At 32.5% G+C, this 15,005-nt stretch carries 13 protein-coding genes; 8 read left to right on the top strand and 5 right to left on the bottom strand.

Annotated elements, in window-relative coordinates:
- Window positions 1–95: 95 nt before the first annotated feature.
- Complete coding sequence (locus GKC53_01965; GenBank protein QRN40923.1) at window positions 96–497, bottom strand: hypothetical protein; 402 nt, start codon at window positions 495–497, stop codon at window positions 96–98.
- Window positions 498–1,289: 792 nt separating this feature from the next.
- Window positions 1,290–1,559, bottom strand: a complete 270-nt coding sequence (locus GKC53_01960) for a hypothetical protein (GenBank protein QRN40922.1) — start codon at window positions 1,557–1,559, stop codon at window positions 1,290–1,292.
- Between the two features lie 406 nt (window positions 1,560–1,965).
- Between GKC53_01960 and ttcA the strand changes: the two genes are divergently transcribed.
- Window positions 1,966–2,853, top strand: a complete 888-nt coding sequence (gene ttcA / locus GKC53_01955) for a tRNA 2-thiocytidine(32) synthetase TtcA (protein ID QRN40921.1) — start codon at window positions 1,966–1,968, stop codon at window positions 2,851–2,853.
- A gap of 9 nt (window positions 2,854–2,862) precedes the next feature.
- Here ttcA and trmA read toward each other — a convergent pair whose 3' ends face one another.
- On the bottom strand, window positions 2,863–3,942 hold the full coding sequence (gene trmA / locus GKC53_01950; GenBank protein ID QRN40920.1) for a tRNA (uridine(54)-C5)-methyltransferase TrmA: 1,080 nt from the start codon (window positions 3,940–3,942) through the stop codon (window positions 2,863–2,865).
- A gap of 207 nt (window positions 3,943–4,149) precedes the next feature.
- Between trmA and gcvT the strand changes: the two genes are divergently transcribed.
- The 6 genes from gcvT (at window position 4,150) to GKC53_01920 (ending at window position 11,429) form a co-directional block, all read left to right on the top strand.
- Window positions 4,150–5,250, top strand: a complete 1,101-nt coding sequence (gene gcvT / locus GKC53_01945; GenBank protein QRN40919.1) for a glycine cleavage system aminomethyltransferase GcvT — start codon at window positions 4,150–4,152, stop codon at window positions 5,248–5,250.
- Between the two features lie 16 nt (window positions 5,251–5,266).
- Window positions 5,267–5,650, top strand: coding sequence for a glycine cleavage system protein GcvH (gene gcvH / locus GKC53_01940; GenBank protein QRN40918.1), 384 nt, complete (start codon window positions 5,267–5,269; stop codon window positions 5,648–5,650).
- A gap of 51 nt (window positions 5,651–5,701) precedes the next feature.
- Window positions 5,702–6,871, top strand: a complete 1,170-nt coding sequence (gene pgk, locus GKC53_01935) for a phosphoglycerate kinase (GenBank protein ID QRN40917.1) — start codon at window positions 5,702–5,704, stop codon at window positions 6,869–6,871.
- A gap of 4 nt (window positions 6,872–6,875) precedes the next feature.
- Complete coding sequence (locus GKC53_01930) at window positions 6,876–8,153, top strand: glycosyltransferase (GenBank protein QRN40916.1); 1,278 nt, start codon at window positions 6,876–6,878, stop codon at window positions 8,151–8,153.
- Window positions 8,150–10,276, top strand: coding sequence for an ATP-dependent DNA helicase DinG (gene dinG, locus GKC53_01925; GenBank protein QRN40915.1), 2,127 nt, complete (start codon window positions 8,150–8,152; stop codon window positions 10,274–10,276). Before GKC53_01930 ends, dinG begins: the two co-directional genes overlap by 4 nt.
- A gap of 760 nt (window positions 10,277–11,036) precedes the next feature.
- Entirely contained in the window at window positions 11,037–11,429 is a 393-nt protein-coding gene (locus GKC53_01920; GenBank protein ID QRN40914.1) for a hypothetical protein, read from the top strand.
- A 340-nt stretch (window positions 11,430–11,769) separates the two neighbouring features.
- Here the strand turns inward: GKC53_01920 and GKC53_01915 are convergent, their stop codons facing one another.
- A complete protein-coding gene (locus tag GKC53_01915) occupies window positions 11,770–12,270 on the bottom strand; it encodes a GNAT family N-acetyltransferase (protein ID QRN40913.1) in 501 nt (166 codons plus the stop codon).
- A 2-nt stretch (window positions 12,271–12,272) separates the two neighbouring features.
- Window positions 12,273–13,439, bottom strand: coding sequence for an MFS transporter (locus GKC53_01910; protein ID QRN40912.1), 1,167 nt, complete (start codon window positions 13,437–13,439; stop codon window positions 12,273–12,275).
- A gap of 974 nt (window positions 13,440–14,413) precedes the next feature.
- Here GKC53_01910 and GKC53_01905 point away from each other — a divergent pair.
- Window positions 14,414–14,998: an MptD family putative ECF transporter S component gene (locus tag GKC53_01905; GenBank protein QRN40911.1), complete on the top strand. Its 585-nt coding sequence runs from the start codon at window positions 14,414–14,416 to the stop codon at window positions 14,996–14,998.
- Window positions 14,999–15,005 lie beyond the last annotated feature (7 nt).

The raw sequence follows: 15,005 nt of genomic DNA, 5'->3' as shown, positions 1-15,005 counted from the left end.
TAGCCTAGTAAACTCTAGCATAGATTTTAAAAAACAGATAGTTTTTAAAATAAAAAACTCAATATTCCATCTATCTATTCATTACGGTAAAATGATTACTCTTCAAGACCAAGCAACTTACCAAGGCCACCAAGACCAACAAGACCACCGAATGGATTGCCACCGGACAGTTTAGAAATATTACCAAGCCCAGACAAGTTGCCACTGCTCTGAAAAACCTTACCTGAAGCGTCTGTAATAGTCTTACTAATACTGTCAAAAATACTAGCAATACCTCTAAATATAGTTCCTGGAATGCCAGAGAAAACATTTATCAAGTTACTTGGTGATGATGTTGCAAGAGTTGTTTCTTGTTTTACAGCTGCTGCTGGAGCCGCAGCTTTAGTTGCCTGTGCATTACTTGCGGTAGCAAACGTAGCTAATAACATCACTAAATATAATTTTTTCATATAAACCTTTCTAAAAAAAATAAACACTAAATATACTGACCGTACCATAATCACGACCAATGCCATCGAGTTAACGACACCTTAAAGCAGGTGTTGAAAATAGCACTCTGTATAACTCATACTGAACTGATCTGTGCTTTCCACCATGCACAATTGCTACAGTTCCAGTGATGGGATACACTTTTCGCACAGTATATCCAATATATAAATTAAAGTAAATACTCTATATGCGACAATTTTAAAAAATTATTTTAAGAGCAATATTGGATTGACATAAACACTCAAATATATTAATTATTAATTTTAATCAATAAGTTAATTATTATCGGTAACTGTATGTGAAGTAGATTCTGTGTTAACTAACTTCTAATAATTGTTATTTAAGTCAGATTGTATTACCATTGTCGGTTTGCATGATAATTATTATTTGTGTGTATTGGATCTAATTCAAAAGCAAAAATTTAATAATATAACTTGTCAAAAAATTGCATCATTTGGGTAGGATATGCTATCGGCGGTTCATATATAGCACCAAATGATAGAGCTATGGTATGTTTGTTGCGGGAAAGACTGTTGTGCTCTACTAGATTCTTGAATGAGAAACTAGTGTCTGTTCCATTTGAGTTAATAGCAGTTAATTAGATAAAAACAGCCCAACTTCACCGCAGAAGCGGGAAGTGGGGGCTTATTAAGCAAATGAAACCAGCAAAAATCAATAACGGGGTGAATAAAATAGCATAGTCACAAACAAAGTATTTACCATCCGTCTCACGACACAACGTACCACCCATAGCGAGCTATGGTAGATTGGAAATAGACACTTTTGTACCTTAATTTCTTTCATTTAGGAGACTTGTCAGAGGCAGCCTTTTTTTTAACATCTTTCCCTGCGCGAGTTAAAGTATCACCAATACTTACGATGACATCGCCAACAGAGTCGGTAATCGTAGTGCGAACATTTTTTAATACCTTGGCAGGAATACTAGTAATAGTATCAGTAATAGTAGCAAAAAAAGATTTACTAGATTTACTGTTTGTATCGTTTGTATTGCCCGCATTGCTTGCAGCAGATAATGTAGCCAACAACATCACTAAATATAATTTTTTCATAATAACCCTCTCTAAAAAATATAACACTATAGTACATATACCATCATAATTACGACTAACACCACCAAGTGAACGCCCCCTCAAGTAAGTAGCCAAAAGAGCGTTTTGTGGAACTTATACTGAACTGACCTGTGTTTTTAATACACCATTGTCAAGTTATAATATCTAGGAGTACATGACCCCTATTATACCCAATATATAAATTAAAGTAAATACTCAAAATATTAAAAAGTAATTTCAATTAGCAATAAAATAATACTAATGATTATTTTTAATCAATAATTTAATCATTATTGGCGATTGTATGTTACTTAAGTAGATCTTGTATAAATCATTTTTAATAATTGTTATTTAAATTGCCGGATTGTGTTATCATCATCAGTTTAAATAATAACTATTTGTGTGTATGATTGACCCGATTCAAAAGCAACAATTTGAGAATAATAAACTTGTCAAGAAACTACGTCATTGGGTAGGCGATGCTATCAATGATTTTAATATGATAGAACCGAATGATAAAGTTATGGTATGTTTGTCAGGAGGAAAAGATAGTTATGCGTTACTAGATATCTTGATGGGGTTACAAAAATCAGCACCTGTTCCATTTGAGTTAATAGCAGTTAACTTAGACCAAAAACAGCCCAACTTTCCGCAGGAGGTATTACCTAATTATTTGCAAAGCATAGGAATTGACTATAGAATTATTGAACAAGATACTTATAGTATTGTCAAGGAAAAGATTCCTGAAAATAAAACTACTTGTTCTCTTTGCTCTCGTTTGAGGAGAGGAATTCTTTATCGTGTGGCGGAAGAGATTGGTGCTACTAAGATTGCTTTGGGGCACCATCGGGATGATATAATAGAAACATTATTCTTAAATATGTTTTATGGTGGAAAATTAAAAGCTATGCCCGCTAAACTACTAACAGATAACAGAAAACATGTTGTCATTAGACCTTTGGCTTATGTCCCTGAAAAAGAGTTAGTTCGTTTTGCTGCGTTAAGACAATTTCCCATTATTCCGTGCAATCTTTGTGCTTCTCAACCTAATTTACACAGACAAGTGATGAAAGAGATGTTACAGGAATGGCAGAGAAGGTATCCAGGACGAATCGAAAGTATATTTTCTGCTCTACAGAACATAGTTCCTTCTCATTTGCTTGATTCGAGTATCTATGATTTCATCGATTTCAATCAGAATAATTTAGTAGAGAAAGATTCTTGGCTTACAGAAGAAAATACACTTAGTATAAAAGCACCAGAAACTATTGTTAATATTCTTAGCTCAAAATAGTCAATTAATTTATTTTTTTGATAAAACAATCCCAGTTTCAATATGTGAGCTGTAAGGGAACTGATCAAATAAGGCACTAGCTGTTATTCGATGTGTTTTTGTTAAATATTCCAGATTTTTAGCCAGAGTTTCGGGATTACAAGAGATATAAATAATATTAGGAAATTGACTAATCAGGTGGCAAGTATTACTGTCTAGTCCAGCTCTTGGTGGATCAACAAAAATAGTTTTGAAGCTGTAAGATTTCAAATCAATATGGGCAAGTCGTCGAAAAGTTCTTATTTCATTTATTGCTTGAGTTAGTTCTAAAGCCGACAGTCTAGCTAGCTGAATATTATCGATATCATTTAATTGTAGGTTTCTCTCTAATGCTTTAATAGATAATTTGCTAATTTCAGTTGTAAAAACACGATTTACATAACGGCTAAAGGGGATAGTAAAATTACCATTACCACAATACATTTCTAATAAATCATATTCATAATCATTTAGATGTTCACATGCCCATGTGATCATTTTTTGGTTAACAATCGCATTAGGTTGACTAAAAGAATTTTCTGGTTGAATATAATAATAATTTCTTCCTAGAATAGTTAATTTTTCTTGTACAAAATTATTATGAGTCATTAATTTTTGTTTTCTAGAACGGCCGATAATTTTTGTTTTGAGTTGATTGGCGACTAGCTTGGCTAATGATAACCATTCTTCATCTAATTTTTTGTGGTAGCAAAGGGTAACCAAAGATTCATTAGATAAAGTAGTTAGGAATTCTACCTGAAATAGTTTGTCTTTAAGTAATGGATGAATTTGCCAAATTTTCTTTAGATTTTTCATTAGTTGGTTGATTGTTACACTGGCATAAGGGAAGTCCTCTAAAAAGATAGGTGTTTTATTATTTTTAGAGAACATAGCATAGTGGATATTTTCGTACTCATGCCAAATTCGAAATTCAGCACGCATACGAAAGTTTTGAATAGGGGATTCATATATGCCTAGGCTAGGAGCATTATAAGGGCTTAAAAGATTTTCGAGATAAGCTTTTTTATCCTTTAGTTGTTTTTCGTAAAGTAGTTCATCAATTCTTATCATTGTTTTTAATTAATCTATAGGTAAAGATTATTGTGCGTTACTTAAACGCATAATTTTATATCATAATTATTTATCTAATCATTATTTTGTAAAAATAATTATAATATTTCAAATAAAATATAGTACTATCTAAATTAGGTCTTTTTAGTATAATGGGCGCATTTATTTATTTCCATTTTTGGGAGATTAATTTTTGGGATATTAATAATGGCAGATTTGAAAAAAACACCACTGTATGATGAGCACATTAATAGCGGGGGAAAAATGGTAGATTTCTCAGGTTGGAGTCTGCCAATACACTATGGTTCACAAATTGTAGAGCATGAAGCAGTCAGACAAAATGCTGGTATGTTTGATGTCTCACATATGTTAGTCACTGATGTATCAGGTAAAGATGCAAAGGTGTGGCTAGAAAAACTGTTAGCTAATGATGTTAATAAATTAAATATAATTGGGAAAGCACTCTATTCACCTATTTTAAATGATAATGGGGGTGTTATTGATGATTTAATTGTTTACCGTCTTGATGAGAAAGAAACTTTATATCGTATTGTTTCCAATGCTGCTACGAGAGATAAAGATTTGGCTCACTTTCAAGAAAGTTCTAGGAATTTAGAAGTTGAACTAAGCCCACGTTATGATTTATCTATCTTAGCTGTGCAAGGGCCTAATGCTATTTCAAAAGTTCAAAGTGTTAAGCCTCAATGGGCAGATACAATTGATGCATTGAAGACTTTCCAAGGCAGGATGGTAGCATCTGACTGGTTTATTGCAAGAACAGGTTATACAGGGGAAGATGGTGTTGAAGTCATTCTTCCGTCTGATGAGATTTTAGATTTCTTTTTACACTTACGAGAAGTGGGTGTTCAGCCGTGTGGGTTAGGTGCTCGAGATACCTTGAGGTTGGAGGCAGGTATGAATCTGTATGGCCATGATATGGATGATAAAACTTCTCCCTTAGAGTCTGGGATGGCTTGGACTGTTGCCCTGTCAGATGAGCGAGATTTTATAGGTAAAGCTGCAGTGTTAAAGTTAAAACAAGAGGGAGTACGAAATAAATTAGTGGGGCTGATACTTGCAACAAGTAAAGGAATTTTAAGACGTGGTATGACTGTGAATGTGGAAGGGGTTGGTCAAGGCGTTATAACCAGTGGCTCTTTTTCACCCACCTTAAAACAATCTATTGCTTTGGCAAGAGTACCTGTTGGCACACAGAATATTGCTAGTGTGGAATTAAGAGGTAAATGGACTCAGCTAAGAGTCATTAAACCCTCTTTTGTACGCAATGGGAAAAAACAATTTAATTAATCATTGGGAGTAAAGAATGTCATTAGTATTGAACCATCTAAAGTATGTTGAGAGTCATGAGTGGGTTAGAAGGGAAGATGATGGTACAGTTACCATTGGTATTACCGATCATGCTCAAGATTTGTTAGGAGATGTTGTATTTGTGGAGTTACCAGAGATAGGGACTGAGTTAGTTAAAGATGATCAAGCAGGAGTAGTTGAATCAGTGAAGGCTGCTTCTGATATCTATGCACCCATTTCAGGAAAGGTAGTGGCAATTAATGAAAATTTAGAGGCTTCACCAGATTTAGTCAATACTTCTCCATACGAGGAAGGTTGGTTTTTTGTCTTAGAACCAACTAATCCTAGTCAAATAGATCAATTATTAGATGCAGAAGCTTATGAGCAGGAAATAGCTTAAGTTGAAAAATGTTTTAAATTTTAATAAAAATAAGAAAACGGAAATTAGGACATGCAGTATAATACGATCAAAGATTTTGAATTAAATGATAAAAGGGTTTTAATTAGAGTGGATATGAATGTCCCTCTCAAAGGTCAAGTTATTACAGATGATACTAGAATCAAAGCATCATTACTCAGTGTTGAGTATGCTTTAAACAATGGGGCATCGGTTATTTTAATGACTCATTTAGGTCGTCCTAAAGAAGGAGAGTACTCGGCGAAAGATGATGTTACACCTATTGCTAATAAGATAAGTGAATTATTAGGTAAAGAAGTACAGGTAGTTGATGATTGGCAAACCAAGGAGATTCACTTAAAGCCAGGTGAAGTAATTATGTTGCAAAATGTACGCTTTAACAAAGGAGAGAAAAAAGACTCTGATGAGTTGGGTAAGGCTTATGCTTCTTTATGTGATATTTTTGTGAATGATGCTTTTGGTACGGCACATCGAGCACAGGCATCTACACATTCGGTTGCAAAATTTGCACCAGAAGTTGCTTGTGGGTTATTACTTGATTATGAACTAAAAAATTTAGAAAAAGCTTTATCTAATCCCCAAAAGCCTATTGTCGCTGTTGTGGGTGGTAGTAAGGTATCAACAAAATTAAAAGTCTTAGGTAAGCTTGCAGATTTTGTTGATAACCTTATTGTAGGTGGAGGAATTGCTAATACTTTTTTACTTGCAAAGGGATATAAAGTAGGAGCCTCTTTAGTGGAATCTTCTTTGGTGGATGATGCTCTCAAGATTATAGATAAAATAGAAGCAAGAGGGGGGCGTATTCCTTTACCTACAGATGTGTATGTGGCTAAAGAATTTTCGGAATCAGTTCAAGCGATATTAAAAAATATCACTGATTTGGATGAAGATGATCAAATTTTAGATTTTGGCCCTCAAACAATGAGAGAAGTATCGGAGATTCTAAGAAATGCCAATACTATTATTTGGAATGGTCCATTGGGGGTATTTGAATTTGAAAACTTTTCCCAAGGAACAAAACAACTAGCAGAAAGTATTGCTAAAAGTAAAGCTTTTTCGATAGCAGGCGGAGGTGATACACTAGCTGCTGTTTCACGATTTGGTGTAGCAGATCATATTGATTACGTAAGCACAGGTGGTGGTGCATTTCTGGAATTTTTAGAGGGAGAGGTGTTACCCGCAGTAGGGATATTACTAAAATGATACGATGATGATTTTGGTTTATCAAGTTTTATGGCAAATTATTCCTTATTTTTTAAAAAAATACCTAATAAAAAGATCGCGATTATCTTCTGAGTATTTAAACCATTGGGATGAAAGGTTTGGGAAACCTTTTCTTTCTCCTGTTACTAATTGCATTTGGATTCATGCAGTTTCCGTCGGAGAAAATAGAGCCGCAGAGTCCGTTATTTCGTTATTAAGAAAACAATATCCTGATGTCTCTTTTTTGATTACACAGATGACACCAACTGGCAGGGATATAGCAAAAAAAATATATCCTTTTGCTCAGTGTCGTTATTTACCTTATGATAAGAAAAGTTATGTACAACAGTTTCTAAAAGATCACAAACCCATAATGGCTTTGTTTATGGAAACTGAGATCTGGCCTAATTTTTTATTTGAGTTAAGAAAACAAAATATCCATACTTTTCTAGTCAATGCACGAATGTCAGAAAAATCATATTCAGGTTATCGTAAAATTAAACGACTATCAGAGCAGGTCATGCAGTGTTTTGATAAGATATTTGTCCAGACACAAAAAGATTTACATTATTTTCAACAGTTAGGTGCCACTGCCATCGAAGTAATGGGTAGTATTAAATATGATATTGATATTAAAACAGAACATAAGCAACTAGCTGAACAGTTTCAAAATAAAATTGAAGATTCGAATAGACCCATTATTGTATGTGGTAGTACACGAGTTGAAGATGGTATTAATGAAGCTTATTTATTACTAGATGAATGGAAAAAGCACTATTCAACTGCATTATTAGTGATTGTTCCAAGGCACCCTGAAGTATTTGAGTCGGTTTATAATTATTCTGTAGAACTTGGATTTAATACAGTTAGACGTTCTGATTGTCCAAGTATAAAATCAGATGTACAAGTGGTTATTGGGGATAGTATGCAGGAATTGATGTCATACTATCTTTGTGCAAATATTGCTTTTGTGGGAGGTTCCTTAGTAAATAAAGGTTGCCATAATATTCTTGAGCCTATTGCATGTGAAATACCTACTATATTTGGTTATTCTACTTATAATTTTGAGCAAGTGTGTGAGGATGCAGTGAATGCAGGATGTGCTGTTAAAATTTCTGATGCAGTACAATGGTACCAAAAGATAGTAGAACTACTGGAGAATGACTTCTTTTATCAAAATATGCAAATCAATACTAAGCAGTTTATTAATCAGCATCAAGGAGCTTCTGTTAAAACGGTATCAAAAATAGTTTCTGTTTTTGACACAGAGGAAGAAGCATGATAACGGATCAAGAAAAAGCTGTCATCCAACAACATTACGAAAATATAAGTCAGAATTTTAAGCATTTTAAATACAGAAAATCACAACAAATTATGATTGCTGAGATTGCAAAAACATTTGGTAATGCAATTGAACATACTCAAAGTGATGGTATTAAGCAGGCTCAGAACGGTGATTCTATTTTGGTTGTTGAAGGGCCTACTGGAGTAGGTAAAAGTATAGCTTACTTATTATCTGGTAGTATTATGGCTCAGTTTCGTAAAAAGCATTTAGTTATTGCAAGTGCGACCATTGCATTGCAGCAACAGTTGATTAATAAAGATTTACCAGCCTTTGAAAAGGCCAGTCGATTAAAGATATCCTATACAATTGCTAAAGGTCGGTCTCATTATTTATGTCCTTATCGTTTATATCATATTGTCTCTACACCTTGGCAGAGTTCTCTTGCAGGATTTGAAAATTTGCCAAAAACTAAAGAAGAGATAAGTGAATATGACATTGATTTAATCAAATCCATTGCCGAATCTTTCCAAGAAAGAACATTTTTAGGTGATAGAGAAGATTGGCCAGAGGTAATTCCTAATACTGTTTGGAGTAAAATTAATAATGACCGGCATATTTGTTTAAAAAATCAGTGTCCTAACAAGAATGAATGCCCCTATTTTTTAATACGGGAAGAGTTTGAGAAGACTGATATTATTGTGACTAATCATGATTTACTGCTTTCTGACTTAGACCTTGGTGGAGGGGTATTGTTACCTATGCCTGAAGATTGTTTTTACTGTATTGATGAGGCTCATCACTTACCTAAAAAAGCTATTAGCCATTTTTCAGGCACTCATAAGATTTCTGAAAGTTGGGTTTTATTGGAAAGATTACAAGCACTCGTTGTTAGATTGAATAATATAATAGAAACAACTAAATTAGCAGAGAAGTTAGAACAAAATCTACTGATTATCAATTCAATATGGAGCCAATGGGAACATTTTTTAACAAAAGTACCAACAGAAAAATATCAATTCAAACATGAGAATACTATTGGTACATGGATTTTGGCTGAAGAGGATTTGACCGATGGTTTTAAAAAGATGGTCAGAAACACAGCCTTAGTTTTATCTCAGGTGTTAAAAGATTTATTAGAGATTCAAACCAAGTTGATGAAAATTGAAAAAGATCATTTGCAATCTTTTAATCGATTTTTGAATGAGTTTTCTTGGGTGTTAAGTGTCACTACCAATATGGAATATGTTTGGAATTTAATGGACAAAATTAATATGCCTGAAACAATCCCTTTAGCTAAGTGGATTGTTTACAATAAAGAAGATAAATTAGATTTTGAGTTTCATGTAGCCAATATTAGTGCTGCTAGTAAATTAAAAGAGATCATATGGTCCCGATGTGCAGGTGCTATTTTAACTTCTGCGACTTTGAGGTCAGTTAATTCTTTTGATTTGATTTTATCTCAAACAGGATTAGACTACTTTCCTACAGTTCAGACATTAACATTAGAAAGTCCTTTTGATTTTGAGCATCAGGCAGAATTATATTTACCTAATTTTGTGAATACCCCTAAACAAGCAAATCTACATACCCAAGAAATTATTGATTGGTTTCCTGAGCTTGTATCTTTAGAACATGCAATTGGTACTTTGGTAATATTCTCTTCTAGGAAACAAATGTTAGATGTATACCAAGGGTTGCCTGAAATATATCGTCAACACATATTGGTACAAGGATTGATGGCTAAAAATCAACTATTAGAACAACATACTCAACAGATAGACCACAATCATCCTAGTATTATTTTTGGTTTGGATAGTTTTGCCGAGGGCATGGATTTAAAAGGAGACCTATGCGTACATGTAATTATTGCAAAAATTCCTTTTTCAGTACCAGACAATCCAGTCGATAAAGTTTATTATGATTGGCTAGAAAAACAAGGTAAAAATCCATTCTTAGAAGTTTGTGTACCCGAGGCATCTATTAAACTAGCTCAAGCTATGGGGCGATTAATTCGTAGCGAAACTGACTATGGAAGGGTGACGATTTTAGATACGAGACTACTTAAAAGTAGTTACGGAAAAAAACTAATGGCCAATTTTCCTAACTTTAAAAGAGTATAAAAGTTAAATGTCTTAATTGAGAATAACCTTTAGTAAGTGTTATTGTAATGAGCATTTTTAGTTTATTAGCACTTAATGTCAATAGAGAGTAGTCATATGAATTGTAGGTAAACTAGTTCATTGGTATTACTCATTGGTAAAGACACTCTTTGGGTAGATACCTATAAACAATTAATTGGTTTTTATCTAACTTTGTAAAAATCATCACTCACTCTCATGATCCACTGCCATTATGTGTGAGTAAAGGAAAAATAAGTTTTTTCCCAAAACATCCCACTTCAAAATTTTTATGTTGCCATCCAACAGGGTTCAATGGATAGGCTAGTTAGTAGCAACGTTTTGTGAACTCATTAAAATACCCTCGAAATTATATTTTTCCTAGATATACTAACACTTATAACGGATAAGGAATCAAAAATGAAAAATTTTTTACCTCTTCGCTATTAATAAATAAAAACATTTACAGAATGTTATAATGGAACAATCCATTCCTGTTAATATGCCACCATTATCTGTGTAATGGTAAGAATTTTTAGTGCAACTGAAATAAGTATGGTTATGTTGGAATAAATTATAGTTAGACTTGTATCTACCCAGAGTCATAAGTATTTTTCTTGTAAAATGGATGAACATTATTGGTAATACTTAACCAATTATCAAGATCCGGTTACATGTGATTGTTTTGCTAAATGTGAATTGGATACTTGTGGTAAAAACACTAGTGCTAGTATATCTAGAATGATAATTTTGGGAGGTTAATATGGTTAACTTAGAAGAATTTAATCACGCTCATGATGGGGTTATCAAACAAATTGATTTTGACTTTGACTACGATTTTGAGTTTTACAATTATGATTATAATAAAAAACAAGAGATTCGAATCATATATGCGGTATCAGTTGATGTACAACAGCCTAATGGGGAATTTAAAAAAGTTGGTTATGACTATTTCCGAATGATTTTTAATAATCCATGTAGTCAACAAGAACCTATTTTTAATATTAAATGTACATTCATATATGAAATAGTACAAATTGAAAGTAATGTAGAGAACTATTCCTGTTGGCGTATAAGAATGTGTGAAAAAGAGCAATACATAGATATTTATGCAGAAGATTTAAGTATTGAGAAAATAACCAATCCTTTTGATTAACCAACACTGCGGAACTCTTCACCTAAGCTGATGCTATAGGTGGAAATGGATGGTAAGGTAGTTCAAAGAATTACCATGGTCTTTTTTGTTTTTGATTATTTGTGTATTTGTTATAATTAGCCTTAGCCGATATCGCAGGGATTGCGATGTGTGTCAAGAGTGATCCTACAACAATGCCATTAGGCAATGGTGTTGTAGCGAAAGGTATAGATGGAAATCTATATGAGTTGCACGAAGCTCACTCTATAGCGTTAGCTTAGAGGGAGTGGTTCATGGTACTAGACAAGAATCAAGTTTTGTTAGTTAGTGTTGGATACGACCAAAAGACACTTGGCAGACATTAGGTTAAATAATACTCATATACATCCAAATCATTATACTTTCCATATAGGTTTTCGGCATCTTTTAATGTCTTTATGTATTTAAAACCACACTTTCTGGCTACAGTTGAGCTGGCTATATTGGTGGGAGAACATCTTAATATAATTGATTGGGTTATTTTTTTGTTTTGTACATTCTTGATTAGTGTCTGAAGAGATTGGCTTGTGATATTTTTTCCTTGTTGATCTTCATCAATCCAATAGCCAATGATTGCTTTTTCTTGAGTGATGTCTCTTAGCCCTATAGTTCCTATTATATTCTTGTCTTGTATAATGAAATAGTTTAGTGAAGTTCCCTCTAAATCTGTGATTAATGATTTTCGCAAAAATTCAGCCGTATCTTTTTCACTTTTAATCAAATCGAGCCAAGGTAACCATTTTCTTAAGTAGTTTCTGTTTTTATCAGTTAACTTAAAAAACTCATAACTATGCCGGCTATCAAATGGTATAAGTTCTGTCATAATTAAAAAAACCTTTTCTTAACAAAATAATCAACTACTATATACATAATATACAAAATGGGAACCGTAATCCAGCCAAAATAACTCGTCAAGAGTGTCAATATAGGAAGCACTATTATTAATAATAATCTATACAAAGATGATATTATAGAGTCAAAAGTAGCTCTCAAATTTGCTGAAATTGTTTCATGAAACTGACTTGTTTTATCAAGTAAATTAAATTGGGTATAGAAAAATAATAATGTAATAGAAATGATTGAGATATACTCTTGTAGAAAAAGGTTTGCCATAAAAGACACTGTTATGGTGATCATAAATAAGACTGTACTGACTATTTTTTTACGACTTTGATTTTTCTTATAAAAGTCAGAAGCCAGTGACTGTACCAATAATAAAAAAGCAAAAAATAAGCCGTAAACCACCCCACGTTCTATGTGTGGGTGATTACTGAATGTATATGGTTGCCAATATTGTATTATTATTTGCATCAACAGTAGTATTAAAATATATTCTATAGCAATACCTTTAAATTGCTTATGTTCTTTATTTCTAATAAAATCAAATAAATAAGAAAAATCTTTTTTAAAAATATCGGTGACAGTTTTGCTATTATTATTTTCAATTTGTGTATGACTATCTTTAGGTAGGAATCGATATCCCAAAAACATACATAGTAACATTAACAAACCAGATATAGACCACATTAAAGAAGATTCTATCGTCACAAACATAGAACCCAAGAGGGAAAATACAGCCATGGTTATGTAATTGTATTTTGAATAGAGTGACAGAATATTACTGATTTTTTCTTTAGGATTATTGTCAATAAGGTAAGCAGTAAAAGCGCCATTAAATAAGATTAAAGACATGGCATTAAAAAATTCTGATACTAAAAATAATGAAAAACTATCAGCTACAGACATAGTGAGTAGCCAAACTGAAGAAAACAATGAGGCTAAAACAATAGAAAACTTTCTACTGAATTTATCAGAAAAATAAGATACAGGAATATCAAAAAAAAATATTAAACAAGCTTGAAATGTTTTTATGATCCCTAATTCATTTAATGTGATGCCTTTTGAAAGAATGTAAAAAACAGAAAAAGCAATGGTCAAAGATCTAACTGCACCAAAGGACAAACCATATATTAATATTTTATTGTCGAACATATTTTACAATCTCCATTACGATCGATATTCTGAGGATCCATTTCTTTTTTGTCACTAACGTTAGGCCATTTAAATAACATCTGTCTAGCTAAATTTGTTATTTCTATAACAGTATCATCAACCAATATTATTTACCAACTCTATAACTCATGAGCCGATTTTAGATAATATTTCCTATACCTCCACAACCTATCAAGATTACTTTAGCATTCCGTATCCTAGTCTGTATTTGATTGAGATCCTCCATAAATATACTTAAATCTTACGTTTCTTTGGTATCTCCCATTAATTGATTGCAAGCATATTGCTTATTAATTAAAAACACATAAAAGTTTTATATGTTTTTTAGTTTCTTTTTTTATTATTTGGTTTGAATTTTTGTAAAATCCCTTGTTTTGCTTCTTTAACTGATTTAGGTAGTGCACAACAAAAATATCTCGATTAAAAATCAATTTTTTTATCTACATAAAACCTTTTTAGATCCCCGCCAAAACATCTCTTGTCTCAAAACCTATCAACAGAAACATGTTTTGATAATTTAAATTTTTTCGCAATAAGTATTGTGACACTTGAGTTTTAAACTACTTATGAAATCAGACCATAGATCTCTCATGTTCTAATTTTGGTGATGTAAGACAATAATTACTCCATGTGTCAATTGAAGTACGTTTTTGTAAATACTTAAAATAGTAATATTGTTTGTGCTGGAATATTTCACATACCTTGGATAATTCCACTGGTTCTAACAGGTATCACTCCTAATTCTTATTAGTATTTTCAAATATGGGTAAATTCACACAAATCAAAACTATTGTTTCCAAGCAATAGCAACTTAAAATAATCAAATAGTTTCTTTGAATTCATCATAATCTACCATAGAGCGGTTTTCTAGTAAAAGAATTAGTGGAATAATTATCATTATTTACTGTTTTAAGTTACAATCTCTACCTGATTATAGCCACCATACTAAGCAAATGAAAAGAAATATTCAAACGATTACTGTGCAAGATTTAATTATTCTGGGAATATGTTTTATTTTTTATTTTTTTATTTTTCTAATTGTTGTGCACATGGCTGTTATGTTGACCCCTTTGACTTATCCTTTTATTTCTGTTTTTTTAGCTCTTTTTGAGGGGGTTGTTTATCTTTTGTTAGTTACTAAGGCACCTAAATTTGGTATTATTACAATATTCTCCGTTTTGTTATCTGTCACCATTATGTTGTTTGGGCATGGTTCTTATGTATTAATAGGACCTATATTTGGTTGTTCAGCAGATTTGGTACTCAAAAATCATCATCGACAGTGGAAGTATCAGATTCTTAGTTATGCTATTTTCTCCTTATGGGTGATGTCTATTACAATTCAATTATACCTTTTCGTTGATGCATTTAATCGAGATCCAACATTTGCTAAAATGGGTACAAAATTTACACAAAGTGTCATGCAAGTAATGTCTGTTTGGAATTTACCAATTGTATTGATAACAACTCTTTTAGGTGCTGTGTTAGGTATTTATTGGGGGCGTACTATATTGCATAAAGTATCTGTTTTAAAATAATAAAGGG

It is taken from the genome of Neisseriaceae bacterium, assembly GCA_016864895.1.
Lineage (GTDB): Bacteria > Pseudomonadota > Gammaproteobacteria > Burkholderiales > Neisseriaceae > QFNR01.
This window is presented reverse-complemented; position numbering and strand designations above follow the sequence as displayed.